A 13,585-nucleotide genomic window follows, 5' to 3' on the forward strand; every position below is an offset into this window, starting at 1 on the left:
ATCGACAGGAACAGCCATGACCGACGCATATTCAATCAAACTTCGTCCGCTCGAGCGTGAAGACTTACGTTTTGTCCACCAGCTCGATAACAATGCCAGCGTGATGCGCTACTGGTTCGAAGAGCCCTACGAAGCCTTCGTTGAGCTCTCCGACCTTTACGATAAACACATTCACGATCAGAGCGAACGCCGGTTTGTTATCGAATGTAATGGTGAAAAAGCCGGGCTGGTGGAGCTGGTTGAGATCAACCACGTCCATCGCCGCGCCGAATTCCAAATCATCATTTCACCGGATTATCAGGGAAAAGGTCTGGCGACACGCGCGGCGAAGCTGGCGATGGACTACGGTTTTACGGTTCTCAATCTGTACAAACTGTATCTCATCGTCGACAGCGAAAATGAAAAAGCCATCCACATCTACCGCAAGCTTGGGTTTATGGTAGAGGGAGAGCTGATTCATGAATTTTTCATCAACGGCGAATATCGCAACACCATTCGTATGTGCCTGTTCCAGCATCAGTATATTAGCGAACACCGCACCCAGGGGCAGTCGCTGCTGAAGCCCACGGCTCAGTAGTATTCGATACTGTTTTTGATGGTATAACGACGGGTCAGCGGCGGCTGAACGCTTTCATCGACCACCTGCAGCTGGCAATCAACCGGGTTATCGTGGCTATCGTAGTCACAGGTTTGACGCACGTTCCCCAGTTGACGATCGTTAAAGGTGCTGGTCGCCGTGTAATCCAGCTTTTTACGCGGATCCGTCGCCGGCGTGGAGATCACCGTAAAACGCTCATTTTTCGCCACGGTGGTTTTACCGGTCGGATAACCCTCGCTGTCATACCGGTAGGTGGCCGTCGTCTCTTTGCCACGCGCGGCCACCACAAAGCCGTTATCATCCGTCTCCCAGGTAATGCCTGCCGACGGCAGTTCCGCGAGCTGGCATTTTCCCTGCAGGCGCAGGCGTTTCTCGCGGGTGCGGGCATCAAGATAGAAGTTGGCATCCAGCATCAGCGTCGCGCCGGTATTATTTTCCCGATCTTCCAGGTCCAACAGATCGAAACAGCCCTCCCTGGACAGGCTTGCACTCACCCGTTTAACCACCTCATCGTGTTCGTCGAACAGCGTCTGGCTAAAATCTTTCACCGGACCACGCAGCGGATCGAACTCGAACTCATTGGAAAAACTCGCCATTTCCGGCGTAAATGCTTCAGGCTTTTTCTGCGCATCGCAGGCGCTGAGCACCATCACCGCCGCTATCAGCAATAACCGTTTTTTCACGCCGAATCCCTTTTGTGTACATTGCAATCATATTAGCAAATACAATTGTTTACACCAGTTCTGCTATGCTTAAATCTGGATAACATTAATAAGGAGTCTATGATGAAACGCTCTCTCTGGCTATGCGCCGCTCTGCTGCTGGGTTCAACCTCGGCGCTGGCCGCTCCCGATTCCTGCGAACGCGTGAAGAACGATATTCAACAAAAGATTGTCAACAACGGCGTGCCGGCCTCAGGCTTTACTTTGGCGATCGTACCCAATGATCAACCCGATCAGCCCGGTGCCCAGGTTGTCGGCCACTGCGCTAACGACACCTTCAAAATTACCTATACGCGCAGCACCGATTCCGACAGCGAAGTCCGTTAAGCACTTATTTTCATTCGAAGGATATTATCCCTGAGTTGACCAGGGATAATATCCTTCTACCCCACTTTGCGTATGATTGCTCGCCCATACACCGGAAAATGATACCGGCGATCTTTCAGCGGCAACACAACGATGGGGTGAGCCATGTCCAGTCAGGAACATTCTGGCGGCGTCAGCCGACGCACGTTAATCAAATCGTCTGCGATAGGCTCACTGGCGCTCGCCGCCGGTGGACTCTCGCTTCCTTTCAGTCTGCGTTCCGCTGCGGCGGCCGTTCAGCAGGCGACACAAAGTGAAGAGCGCATCGTCTGGGGCGCCTGTTCGGTAAACTGCGGCAGCCGCTGCGCGCTGCGTCTGCACGTTCGCGATAATGAAGTCACCTGGGTAGAAACGGATAATACCGGGATGGATAATTATGGCGATCATCAGGTACGCGCCTGTCTGCGCGGCCGCTCTATTCGCCGGCGAATCAATCACCCGGATCGCCTGAATTACCCGATGAAACGCGTCGGCAAACGCGGTGAAGGCAAGTTTGAGCGCATCAGTTGGCAAGAAGCGCTGGATACTATCGCCGGCAATCTGCAAAGAGTCGTCAAAGACTACGGCAACGAGGCGGTTTACATTAACTATTCGTCGGGGATTGTCGGCGGCAATATGACCCGTTCTTCGCCTTCGGCCTCGCCGGTCACGCGCCTGATGAACTGCTATGGCGGGTCGCTGAATCAGTACGGCACTTACAGTACCGCCCAGATTGCCTGCGCCATGCCCTATACCTACGGCAGTAACGAGGGCAACAGCACCTCAGATATCGAAAACAGCAAACTGGTGGTGATGTTCGGCAATAACCCGGCGGAAACCCGCATGAGCGGCGGCGGCATTACCTGGTATCTCGAGCAGGCCCGCGAACGCTCCAACGCGCGCATGATTGTCATTGACCCCCGCTATACCGATACTGCCGCCGGGCGGGAAGATGAATGGATCCCCATCCGTCCAGGCACCGACGCCGCACTGGTAGCCGGTATCGCCTGGGTACTGATTAACGAGAATCTGGTCGATCAGCCGTTCCTGGATAAATACTGCGTCGGCTACGACGAAAAAACCCTTCCCGCCGGCGCCCCGCCAAACGGTCACTACAAAGCCTATATTCTCGGCCACGGCGAGGACGCTACCGCCAAAACGCCGCAGTGGGCGTCGCGGATCACCGGGATCCCCGTCGACCGAATCATTAAGCTGGCCCGCGAAATTGGCACCACCCGACCCGCCTGTATTTGCCAGGGCTGGGGACCGCAGCGCCAGGCTAACGGGGAGCTGGCTTCCCGGGCGATTGCCATGCTGCCGATTCTGACCGGTAACGTCGGCATTAACGGCGGTAACAGCGGCGCGCGCGAATCGACCTATACCCTGACCATTGAGCGCCTGCCGGTGCTGGTCAATCCGGTCAAAACCGCCATCTCCTGCTTTAGCTGGACCGACGCCATCGCGCGCGGCCCGGAGATGACCGCGCTGCGTGACGGCGTCAGAGGCAAAGATAAACTGGATGTCCCGATTAAGTTTATCTGGAACTACGCCGGGAATACCCTCGTCAACCAGCATTCTGATATCAACAAAACCCACGAAATTCTCAAGGACGAGAAAAAATGCGAGATGATCGTGGTGATCGAAAACTTTATGACCTCTTCGGCGAAGTATGCCGACATTCTGCTGCCGGACCTGATGACCGTCGAACAGGAAGACATTATCCCTAACGACTACGCTGGGAACATGGGTTAACTGATTTTTATTCAGCCCGCGACCCCGGCAAAATTCGAACGCAAACCGATCTACTGGATCCTCAGTGAAGTGGCAAAACGCCTCGGCGATGATATTTATCAACGCTTTACCGAAGGTCGCACCCAGGAGCAGTGGCTCCAGTATCTGTACGCTAAAATGCTGGCCAGAGATCCGGCGCTGCCCTCCTATGAGGCCCTGAAAGCAATGGGGATTTACAAGCGTAAAGATCCGGACGGCCATTTTGTCGCCTATCGCGATTTCCGTGCGGACCCGCTCGCGCACCCGTTAAAAACGCCCTCCGGCAAAATTGAGATTTACTCCAGTCAGCTGGCGGATATTGCTGCCCGTTGGCAGTTGCAAACGGATGAAACGATCGACCCGTTGCCGATTTACGCTTCCACTTTCGAAGGCTGGGATGACCCGCTGCGCGACCAGTTCCCGCTGCAGCTTTTCGGTTTTCACTACAAAGCCCGAACCCACTCCAGCTACGGGAACGTCGATGTGCTGCAGGCCGCCTGCCGCCAGGAGGTATGGATCAATCCGCTTGATGCCGGGAAGCGCGGAATTAAAAACGGCGATCTGGTACGCGTCTTCAACCCGCGCGGCGAATTGCATATTCCGGCGAAAGTTACGCCGCGTATCATGCCCGGCGTAGCGGCCATGGGCCAGGGAGCATGGCATGACGCCAGCATGGACGGTGACCGCATCGATCGTGGCGCCTGCATTAATACCCTGACCACCCATCGCCCTTCACCGCTGGCCAAAGGAAATCCACAGCATACGAACCTCGTTGACATCGCCAGAGTCGAGGGCGCGGCGTCATGATCTCCCGGAAGCAATGTCGCGCAGACGGCCTGACAACACGCAAGGAGACCGTCCATGGGTAGTGGATGGCATGAATGGCCGCTGGTGCTGTTTACGGTGCTCGGTCAATGCGTGGCGGGAGCAACTATCGTCAGCGGTCTGGGATGGCTGTCGCTGACAGATAACTCCGAGGCCCGGCAGCGTCTGGTCAAGCGCATGGTCTTTCTCTGGCTCATGATGGGGGTCGGTTTCCTGGCGTCGGTTATGCATCTGGGATCGCCGCTTCGGGCATTCAACTCTCTTCATCGCATTGGCGCCTCGGCGCTCAGTAATGAAATCGCCAGCGGCGCCCTGTTCTTCGCCGTCGGCGGCTTCTGGTGGTTGCTGGCGAGGCTCGGCAAACTGCCTGCTTCCCTCAGCCGCCCCTGGCTGCTGCTGAGCATGCTGCTGGGCGTCATGTTTGTGCTGGCGATGACCCGGGTGTACCAGATTGAGACCGTCCCGACATGGTATAGTGGCGGCACGACAACATCCTTCTTTCTGACGATGGCGCTGAGCGGGCCGCTGTTCGCCGCGCTATTATTGCGGGCAGCTAACGTCGAGTTCAACGGGCGCTTTTTCGCCTCCTTGAGCGTGCTGGCGCTGTTTGTCAGCGTTGCGCTGGTGATTCAGCAGGGCGTTGAACTCAACGAGATTCAGAGTTCAGTGCAGCGCGCCGGCGCGCTGGTGCCAAATTATGCCGCGTTACAGATCTGGCGCATCGCGCTGCTGGCATCTGGGCTGGGCTGCTGGATCTGCCCGCTTTGCCGGAACCAAACCCCGCGCCCAGGCAGTTTGTTCATCGGACTGCTGCTGGTTCTGGCCGGAGAACTTATTGGCCGCGGTCTGTTTTATGGTCTGCATATGACCGTCGGCGTGGCGATTGCTGGTTAATATTCAGGCGTGGCACCGTCCCGCCGCAGTAAGGAAGCGTACATGATACAAGCTCACTACCGCGACGCCGTCGCGTTGAGCGCCCGCACCCTGGGCGCCCTGTTTTCATTTACCCCGGAAAGCGAGCAGGCTGCACCGCTGGTAGCAGCCCTACGAGACGGCAGCTGGCGGGCGCAATGGCCGTTTCCGGTAGCCGATTCGCTGGCGACCGGGTTTGCCGACGCCAGCGATGAACCGCTCCCCCAGGCCTGGCAACGCCTGTTTATTGGTCCTTGGGCGCTGCCCGCGCCGCCGTGGGGTTCGGTCTGGCTGGATAAAGAGAATGTGCTGTTCGGCGACTCCACTCTGGCATTGCGGGAGTGGATGCGAGCGAACGGAATTGGCCACGCGGCGCAGAGCCAGGAGCCGGAAGATCATTTCGGCACGCTCCTGCTGCTGGCCGCCTGGCTGTGCGAGTCCGGGCAGGAGGAGGCGTTTTCGCAGCTTCTCGCCTGGCACCTGCTTCCCTGGTCCGGCCGCTTCCTCGAGGTGTTTATCGCCGGGGCCGGGCACCCGTTTTATCAATCCCTCGGACAGCTGGCTCAGGTGACCCTCGCCGAATGGCAGCGCCAGCTTCCCATTGCCGTCGCCGACAAACCGCTTTATCGCTAAACGCACCGCCATGTCGGGAAGACTGACATGGCGTTTTTAGTGACAACGTCACGCAGACAGCTTATTTAAGCGCCCGCATCCGCCCGCTGTTTCAGCGTCACCGGCATTTATAGCTTTTGCGTCTAAGCTTATTTCCTATCACAATAAGCTTATGTTTCCCGCTAACCGTAACCGCTGATGCACCGTCTGCATAATTATCCTGCTGTTCAGGTCATGTTCCGTCGCCTGCTGATTGCGACTCTGGTCGGTATTCTGGCGGCGCTGGCCGTTGCGTTATTTCACTCGTCGATGGCGATCCTGGAACGGCTCTTTCTCAACGATCATAGCGGGAGTCTGGTTAATGCCGCCGAGGGACTACCCGGCTGGCGACGTCTGCTCACGCCGGCGGCGGGCGGACTGGCAGCCGGCGCCCTGCTCTGGTTCTGGCAATGCCGGACCCGCCAGCGCCCGCATGCGCCCACCGACTACATGGAAGCGCTGGACACCGGAGACGGTCAGTTTGATACCCCCGCCAGCCTGGTTAAATCCCTGGCGTCCTTGTTAGTGGTGACCACCGGCAGCGCGATTGGTCGCGAAGGCGCGATGATTTTGCTGGCCGCCCTGGCCGCGTCGCTGTTCGCCCGCCGCTTTACGCCAAAAACAGAATGGAAGCTGTGGGTCGCCTGTGGGGCCGCCGCCGGGATGGCCAGCGCCTATCACGCACCGCTGGCGGGTAGCCTGTTTATTGCCGAAATTTTATTTGGCACGCTGATGCTTGCGTCACTGGGTCCGGTGGTCATTTCCGCGGTTATCGCCCTGCTGGTCACGCAGTTGATCAACGGTGGCGCATCGCCGCTGTATCAGGTGGAGTTTCATGAGATGCTGACCGCACTCCACTATGCGCTGATGCTCGCTACCGGACTACTGGCCGGACTTTGCGGGCCGCTGTTTATCGCGATGATGAGCTACAGCCACCGCTGTTTTTTACGCATGAAGCTCTCACCGCCGTGGCAGCTGGCGCTCGGCGGAATGATTGTCGGCCTGCTGTCGCTGGTCACGCCTGCGGTGTGGGGTAATGGTTACAGCACGGTGCAGCATTATCTGCAGTCACCGCCGCTGTTTAGCGCCATCGCAGTGGTCCTGGTGTGCAAACTGTTCGCGGTGCTGGCCAGCAGCGGATCCGGCGCGCCGGGCGGCGTGTTTACCCCTACGCTGTTCGTCGGGCTGGCGATGGGCATGCTGTTTGCCAGCTTCAGCGGGCTGTGGCTGCATCACGATCAAGAGCTGGCGATTATGATTGGTCTGACCGGAATGGCGACCTTTCTGGCGGCCACGACGCATGCGCCGATTATGTCGACATTGATGATCTGTGAAATGACCGGGCAATACCTGTTACTGCCCGGCTTATTGATTGCCAGCGTACTGGCATCGGTGCTCTCCCGGACGTTACGCCAGGACTCTATCTACCGCCATCACGTCGCCGAGCATGGTTAGGTCTATATACTGGCTCAGCTCACGCTGTTCGGCGCGCGGCAGGTAGGGAAGCTCGCCGATCAGCGGCCCAGGCAGCTTTTTACTCAGCACCTCGATGATTTCGGCGTAATGCGCTAAGCCTGGGTTAATTCGGTTTGCCACCCAGCCAATCATCGGCAGACCGTCGTTGGCAATGGCCTGGGCGGTCAGCAGAGCATGGTTAATGCAGCCTTCCTGGATGCCTACGACCATCACCACCGGAAGCTGCTCCTGCACCACCCATTCCGAAAGCGGACGCAGGTCGTTCATCAGACTCCGCCAGCCGCCGGTCCCCTCAACCACCACATGATCGACCTGCCCGCTCAGGCGCTGAAGACCATCCGACAGCAGCCCATAGTTTATCGGGCAGCTGTGCGCCACGCTGCTCTCATCTTCGCTTAATGCTATGGGATTGACAGCATCATACGGTAACGCCAGCGACGACACGCTTTGTAAAATCAGCGCATCTTTGTTACGCAATCCGTCCGGCGTCTCTTTGCTGCCCTTCGCCACAGGCTTGTATCCCGCGACGCTTTTGCCGCTGGCAGCAAGTGCCTGCAACAGCGCACGAGAAACCACTGTCTTCCCGACAGAGGTGTCAGTACCTGTTATAAAGAAACGCTTAAACATCATTAACCCCACAGTTATGTTGATGATTTATACAGAAGAGAAGGAATAAACTGTGGGAAAAGTCTACGCGAAGCCGCCGGATACCAGCTTGAGATAGCGCAATTTTTGGTGTGACTATGAAAAAATGTTAACCCTGTAACAGTCGAATTAGCAGAGATCCGTTATAGAGGGCATCCTTCACCAGCGCTGCGCCGGCCATCGTTCCACGGTTAGAAAACTGCGTGCTTTCAACGGTAATATGCCGGCTGTAGGCAGGCAGGGATTGTTGCCGAATACAATCTGAAATGGCGGGAAATAAGATATCGGCCGCCAGACTAAACGGCGAGCCGATGAGGATTTTTTGCGGGTTGAACAAATTGACCATGATCGCCAGAATCCGCCCGACGTGCTGGCCCACGCCGCTAATAATATCCCGCGCCAGCAAATCGCCCTGCAGCGCCGCCTGGCACAGCCACTCCACGCTCAACGGCTGCTGATGCAGCATCGAACTCATTGATTTCGTCATTCGCACCTGGGCCAGCTCCAGCACGCTTTCGACGCTGGCGATAGTCTCCAGGCAACCGTGGTTACCGCAGTAGCATCGCTTGCCGTAGGGATCGACCTGGGTATGACCGATCTCGACCAGACTGCTGCTGCCCGCATGCAGCAGGCGACCATCGGTAATCACCCCGGCGCCGACGTTATGATCAATCACCACCTGAATAACGTCCCGCGCCCCGCGGGAGGCGCCAAACAGCGACTCCGCCATCGTCCAGGCGCTGATATCATGCTGGATATAGACCGAGACGCCGGTGTGGTTCGCCAGAACCTCGCCAAGGGGCAGATCTTTGACCTCTTCATAAAATGGCATCCGGTGAATCACGCCGTTTTCGGTATCAATGATGCCCGGCATGGTAACGGCGATGGCGGTCAGACGTTCCAGTTTCTTTTGATGGCGGATAAAGAACTGGTCGATATGCTCAACAACACGCGTCAGGAACGGCTGTTCATGCTGGAGCGCCAGCTCGAGCTGCTCCTCAACCACCAGCTTGCTGCTAAGATCGCGTAGCGCAAGGTGAATTTCACCGCGGCTGATTCGCACGGAGAGATAGTGCCAGGCCTCGGTCTCAACCATCAGCCCTACGGCGGGACGCCCGCGACTCCCCGGCTCCTGGATTTCCGTCTCCTGAACCAGATGCGCTTCGAGCATTTCACGCACGATTTTTGTAATGCTGGCCGGCGCCAGTTGCGCAAAACGGGAGAGGTCGATGCGCGACACCGGGCCAAGCTGATCAATCAGGCGATATACTGCTCCTGCATTGGTCTGCTTTATTTGATCGATATGGCCTGGCTGACTGTCCGCTACCACCATTGACTCCCTTTATTTTCGCGCTTCGAAATAAACTTTTAGCTATGGTGAAGCACTTGGGTAGCACTCGTCAAATTTTTACTTAGCCTTGTGATTTACCGCACATTTTTGACTGTTTTTAGTCTTAATTATTCACCGCAGCGGCGGCAAGAAGGTATTCACGAAAGCGTTGCGCCGCCTGGCTCTGTTCATGATGCTTCGACCACACCAGCCACATTTCCGAAACGGCATCCTGTTCTTTGATGGGGAGCCAGCGCATCTCGTTGAGCTGCACCCGCTTAAACGACGCCGGTAATATCGATACCCCCAGTCCGGAAGCCACCAGGCCGATAATCGTCATCGCCTCGCCCACTTCCTGGGCGATCATCGGCGTCTGACCATAGCGTCGCATCAGCCCCAGAATGTCGTCATACAGCCCGGTACCGACGTGCGGGTCAAAAAAGACGAACGGTTCGCGAGCCAGCTCGATCAGGCTTACCGCCTCCTGACGCGCCAGGGGATGGTCGCTCGGCACCATTGCCAGCAGCGGTTCGCGCAGCACCCGTTCCCAGACTAGCGTCTCCGGCAACTGCGTATTGCGCATCAGCCCCAGATCGAGGGCGCCTTCATTCAGCGGCACAATCTGCTCGCGGGTATTGGTTTCCCGGGTCTGGATATGCACGTCCGGGTAACGGCGGCGAAAGGTGGACAGCGTATCGGAAACCGCCTTGATGAACGGCGCGGAGGAGGTAAAGCCGATGTGCAGCTCCCCGGTTTCACCATGATGCAGACGGCTTGCGCGCGCCGCCGCGTCGTCGACCAGGCTGAGGATGTGCCGGCTATCGGCAAGAAACTGCCGGCCCGCCGCCGTCAGGCTCACGCTGCGGTTGGTTCTGGCGAAGAGGCGTGCGCCAATCTGCTGTTCAAGTATCTGAATCTGCTGGCTTAACGGTGGCTGGGAAATGTTCAGCCGTGCCGCAGCCCGACCAAAATGGAGCTCTTCGGCGACGGCAATGAAGTAGCGGAGATGGCGCAGCTCGATATTCATATCTAAAACGTCTTATTTGAGATTATTAATATATTAGACAGAATATTTACATTTTCATACCCTTAAAATGTGATCTGTGATGTTTCCTAACTCTGTGTTCTCAGCAAGGATTTTTCCGTGAGTCGTACAACTACCGTTGACACCGTGCCGGCAAGCGAGGTCAGCGACAATGTTATATCCCAGCCAAATCAGTTTATTAAGCGCGGTACCCCCCAGTTTATTCGGGTCACTCTCGCCCTCTTCTCCGCCGGTCTGGCCACTTTCGCCCTGCTCTACTGCGTCCAGCCGATTCTGCCGGTGCTCTCGAGCGAATTTGGCGTGACTCCCGCCAGCAGCAGCGTTTCGCTGTCGATTTCCACCGCGATGCTCGCCGTTGGCCTGCTGTTTACCGGCCCGCTTTCGGATGCGATCGGCCGTAAACAGGTGATGGTCACCGCGCTGGTGCTGGCCTCATGCTGTTCTTTACTGTCTACGATGATGTCGAGCTGGCACGGTATTTTGATTATGCGGGCGCTGATTGGCCTGTCGTTAAGCGGCGTAGCGGCGGTCGGGATGACCTATCTGAGTGAGGAGATCCACCCCAGCGTCGTCGCCTTTTCCATGGGGCTGTACATCAGCGGCAACTCGATTGGCGGAATGAGCGGTCGTCTGCTGACCGGGGTTTTCACCGACTTTTTCGGCTGGCGCGTGGCGCTGGCGGTGATCAGCTGCTTTGCGCTCGCCTCGGCCATTATGTTCTGGCGAATCCTGCCGGAATCGCGACACTTCCGCCCGAGTTCGCTGCGCCCTAAAACCCTGCTGATTAACCTGCACCTGCACTGGCGCGATCGCGGGCTGCCGCTGCTGTTCCTTGAAGGATTCCTGCTGATGGGGTCTTTTGTCACCCTCTTCAACTACATCGGCTATCGCCTGATGATGTCGCCATGGTCGCTGAATCAGGCGGTGGTTGGCCTGCTCTCCGTCGCCTATCTGACCGGCACCTGGAGTTCCCCAAAGGCCGGAGCGATGACCGCGCGCTACGGCCGCGGCCCGGTGATGCTTGCCTTTACCGCCGTCATGCTGGCCGGGCTGACGCTGACCCTGTTTTCCTCTTTGTGGCTGATATTTGCGGGCATGCTGCTGTTCTCCGCCGGTTTCTTTGCCGCTCACTCGGTAGCCAGCAGCTGGATTGGTCCTCGTGCGCGCCGCGCCCGCGGCCAGGCATCGTCGCTGTACCTGTTCAGCTATTATCTCGGTTCCAGTATTGCGGGGACAGTAGGTGGGGTATTCTGGCATAACTACGGCTGGAACGGCGTGGGTGGTTTTATCGCGCTGATGCTAATGGCCGCACTGCTTACCGGCGTTTGCCTGCACAAACGTCTGCAATAATCTCTCTTTACGTGGCCTTTATTGGCCACGTCTTTCACCACATGCCCAGTACCGACGACGCACCCAATAACTCTCTGACGGCATCGATAGACAGCAGTGCAATAAACAGCATAGTGAACGGATTCATAATGACTCCCGAACTGCGGCCTGTGCTTCAATAAGTTTAGCTGCTGCTCAAAAAGAATCCGCTATTCTGGCCACATCAATGTGACAATATTGCGATCCTGCCTCCGGCCGGGTGAAAACTGGCGCTATCGTCCGTCATGCCCCGCTCGCGCGTCGGGCCCGCGGCACGGCGCGCCTTGCGTCTCGTGTGGAAGATTAGCGCGGATCAGGATAGTGTAGAGGCCACCGGGCAACGCCTTTCGTTCACTCGCCACAGGCCAAACAAAACATGACTGACAACAAAAACTATCAGCAGCTTACCCGCACTTTCCAGCGTCTTTCTCGCTTCTCGCATCTCGGCGCTATCGCCGGCTGGGATATGTTCGCCATGATGCCGCCGGGCGGCAGCGCCGCGCGAGGAGAGGCGCTGGCAGAACTGGGCGTGCTGCAACATCAAATTCTGACGGATAAGAGCGTGGCTGAAGCGTTGCGCAACGCACGCCAGGAAAACCTGAATGACGTTGAACAAGCTAATCTGCGCGAAATGACCCGCCAGTACGAACAGGCGGCGCTGCTGCCGGAAAGTCTGGTTGAGGCCAAATCACTGGCGGGCAGCCGCTGTGAACACGCCTGGCGCAGCCAGCGTCCGGCGAACGACTGGGACGGTTTTGCCGAAAACCTGCGCGAGGTGGTGAAACTGAGCCGTGAAGAAGCGGCGATTCGCGCCGGGGCGAAAGGCGGCTCTCGCTATGATGCCCTGCTGGATATTTTCGAACCGGATATGACCAGCGCGCGGCTTGACGTGTTGTTTGCCGATCTCAAATCCTGGCTGCCGACCCTGCTCGCCAGCGTCGTCGAAAAGCAGTCCCTGAACCCGCCCGTTGCGCCGCAGGGGCCATTCCCGATCGCCGGGCAGCGTGAGCTGGGACTGGAAGCGATGCGGATTCTGGGCTTTGATTTTGATGGCGGGCGTCTGGATATCAGCGCCCATCCGTTCTGCGGCGGCGTGCCGCAGGATGTGCGCATCACCACCCGCTATAACGAAGAGGACCTGCTCAGCGCCCTGTTCGGGGTGATTCATGAAACCGGTCATGCGCGCTATGAACAGAACCTGCCGCGAAAATGGCTCGATCAACCGGTGGCGCTGGCCCGCTCAACGGCGATTCACGAATCGCAAAGCCTGTTCTTCGAAATGCAGCTCGGACGCAGCGATGCTTTCCTGAAACGCCTGCTGCCGGCCGTGCGTCAGCGTTTTGGCGAACAGCCGGCCTTCAGCACTGAGAATTTCATTGCCTGGAACCAGCGCGTCAAGCCGGGTTATATCCGCGTGGATGCTGACGAGGTCAGCTATCCGGCGCATGTTATCCTGCGCTATGAGATTGAACGAGCGCTGATCGATGGTGACATCGAGGTGGAGGATATTCCTGCGCTGTGGGATGAGAAAATGCGCAGCTGGCTGGGACTCTCTACCACCGGCAATTATCGTAATGGCTGTATGCAGGACATTCACTGGACCGATGGCGGGTTTGGTTACTTCCCGTCTTATACCCTCGGCGCCATGTACGCCGCACAGCTGATGGCCGCCGCGAAGCGCGCGTTGCCACAGCTGGAGACCAACATTGCCAACGGTGATTTCTCGACGCTGTTTGCCTGGCTACAGCAGAATATCTGGCAGCACGGCAGCCGGTTTAGCACCTCACAGCTGATCATCAACGCCACCGGGGAAGATCTGAACAGCGACTATTTCCGCCAGCATCTTACCGCGCGCTACCTGTAAAGCCCTCCGTCGCGCCGGGGCACTCCCGGCGCTC

At 57.6% G+C, this 13,585-nt stretch carries 12 protein-coding genes and 1 pseudogene; 8 read left to right on the forward strand and 5 right to left on the reverse strand.

What is annotated here, in order from left to right; all coding sequences use genetic code 11:
• Window positions 1-16 precede the first annotated feature (16 nt).
• Window positions 17-577 carry a spermidine N1-acetyltransferase gene (speG, locus tag MC50_RS22525; protein ID WP_004862437.1) on the forward strand — a complete coding sequence of 187 codons (561 nt, stop codon included), beginning with the start codon at window positions 17-19 and terminating at the stop codon, window positions 575-577.
• Here the strand turns inward: speG and MC50_RS22530 are convergent.
• Window positions 571-1,248, reverse strand: coding sequence for a YnfC family lipoprotein (locus MC50_RS22530; RefSeq protein ID WP_371315441.1), 678 nt, complete (start codon window positions 1,246-1,248; stop codon window positions 571-573). The two genes, speG and MC50_RS22530, sit on opposite strands and share 7 nt — an antisense overlap.
• 135 nt (window positions 1,249-1,383) lie before the next feature.
• Between MC50_RS22530 and MC50_RS22535 the strand changes: the two genes are divergently transcribed.
• The 5 genes and pseudogenes from MC50_RS22535 to clcB all read left to right on the forward strand — a co-directional run bounded on the left by MC50_RS22535 (window position 1,384) and on the right by clcB (window position 7,278).
• Window positions 1,384-1,647, forward strand: coding sequence for a DUF1161 domain-containing protein (locus MC50_RS22535; protein ID WP_047664985.1), 264 nt, complete (start codon window positions 1,384-1,386; stop codon window positions 1,645-1,647).
• A gap of 144 nt (window positions 1,648-1,791) precedes the next feature.
• Window positions 1,792-4,242: pseudogene (gene ynfE / locus MC50_RS22540) on the forward strand (selenate/tellurate reductase subunit YnfE).
• Between the two features lie 54 nt (window positions 4,243-4,296).
• Window positions 4,297-5,154, forward strand: coding sequence for a dimethyl sulfoxide reductase anchor subunit family protein (locus tag MC50_RS22545; protein ID WP_032696097.1), 858 nt, complete (start codon window positions 4,297-4,299; stop codon window positions 5,152-5,154).
• 42 nt (window positions 5,155-5,196) lie between these two features.
• On the forward strand, window positions 5,197-5,805 hold the full coding sequence (dmsD, locus tag MC50_RS22550; RefSeq protein ID WP_032696096.1) for a Tat proofreading chaperone DmsD: 609 nt from the start codon (window positions 5,197-5,199) through the stop codon (window positions 5,803-5,805).
• Between the two features lie 177 nt (window positions 5,806-5,982).
• Entirely contained in the window at window positions 5,983-7,278 is a 1,296-nt protein-coding gene (gene clcB / locus MC50_RS22555; RefSeq protein ID WP_047664986.1) for a voltage-gated ClC-type chloride channel ClcB, read from the forward strand.
• Here clcB and bioD read toward each other — a convergent pair.
• From bioD to MC50_RS22570, 3 genes are all read right to left on the reverse strand, one after another.
• Window positions 7,231-7,926 carry a dethiobiotin synthase gene (bioD, locus tag MC50_RS22560; protein WP_032687514.1) on the reverse strand — a complete coding sequence of 232 codons (696 nt, stop codon included), beginning with the start codon at window positions 7,924-7,926 and terminating at the stop codon, window positions 7,231-7,233. The genes clcB and bioD overlap by 48 nt on opposite strands.
• Window positions 7,927-8,053: 127 nt before the next feature.
• Window positions 8,054-9,274: a sugar metabolism global transcriptional regulator Mlc gene (gene mlc, locus MC50_RS22565; protein WP_032687686.1), complete on the reverse strand. Its 1,221-nt coding sequence runs from the start codon at window positions 9,272-9,274 to the stop codon at window positions 8,054-8,056.
• A 124-nt stretch (window positions 9,275-9,398) separates the two neighbouring features.
• Entirely contained in the window at window positions 9,399-10,301 is a 903-nt protein-coding gene (locus MC50_RS22570) for a LysR family transcriptional regulator (protein WP_004862447.1), read from the reverse strand.
• Window positions 10,302-10,418: 117 nt separating this feature from the next.
• Between MC50_RS22570 and MC50_RS22575 the strand changes: the two genes are divergently transcribed.
• Complete coding sequence (locus tag MC50_RS22575; RefSeq protein WP_032687512.1) at window positions 10,419-11,669, forward strand: MFS transporter; 1,251 nt, start codon at window positions 10,419-10,421, stop codon at window positions 11,667-11,669.
• 34 nt (window positions 11,670-11,703) lie between these two features.
• On the opposite strand, the gene MC50_RS28945 is transcribed toward MC50_RS22575, so the two are convergent.
• Window positions 11,704-11,796 (reverse strand): KPN_01571 family protein, encoded by a 93-nt coding sequence (locus MC50_RS28945; RefSeq protein WP_004862449.1) that lies wholly within the window; start codon window positions 11,794-11,796, stop codon window positions 11,704-11,706.
• 267 nt (window positions 11,797-12,063) lie between these two features.
• Between MC50_RS28945 and MC50_RS22580 the strand changes: the two genes are divergently transcribed.
• Window positions 12,064-13,551, forward strand: coding sequence for a carboxypeptidase M32 (locus tag MC50_RS22580; protein WP_046852392.1), 1,488 nt, complete (start codon window positions 12,064-12,066; stop codon window positions 13,549-13,551).
• Window positions 13,552-13,585: the final 34 nt, after the last annotated feature.

It is taken from the genome of Klebsiella planticola (genome assembly GCF_000783935.2).
GTDB classification, from domain to species: domain Bacteria; phylum Pseudomonadota; class Gammaproteobacteria; order Enterobacterales; family Enterobacteriaceae; genus Klebsiella; species Klebsiella planticola.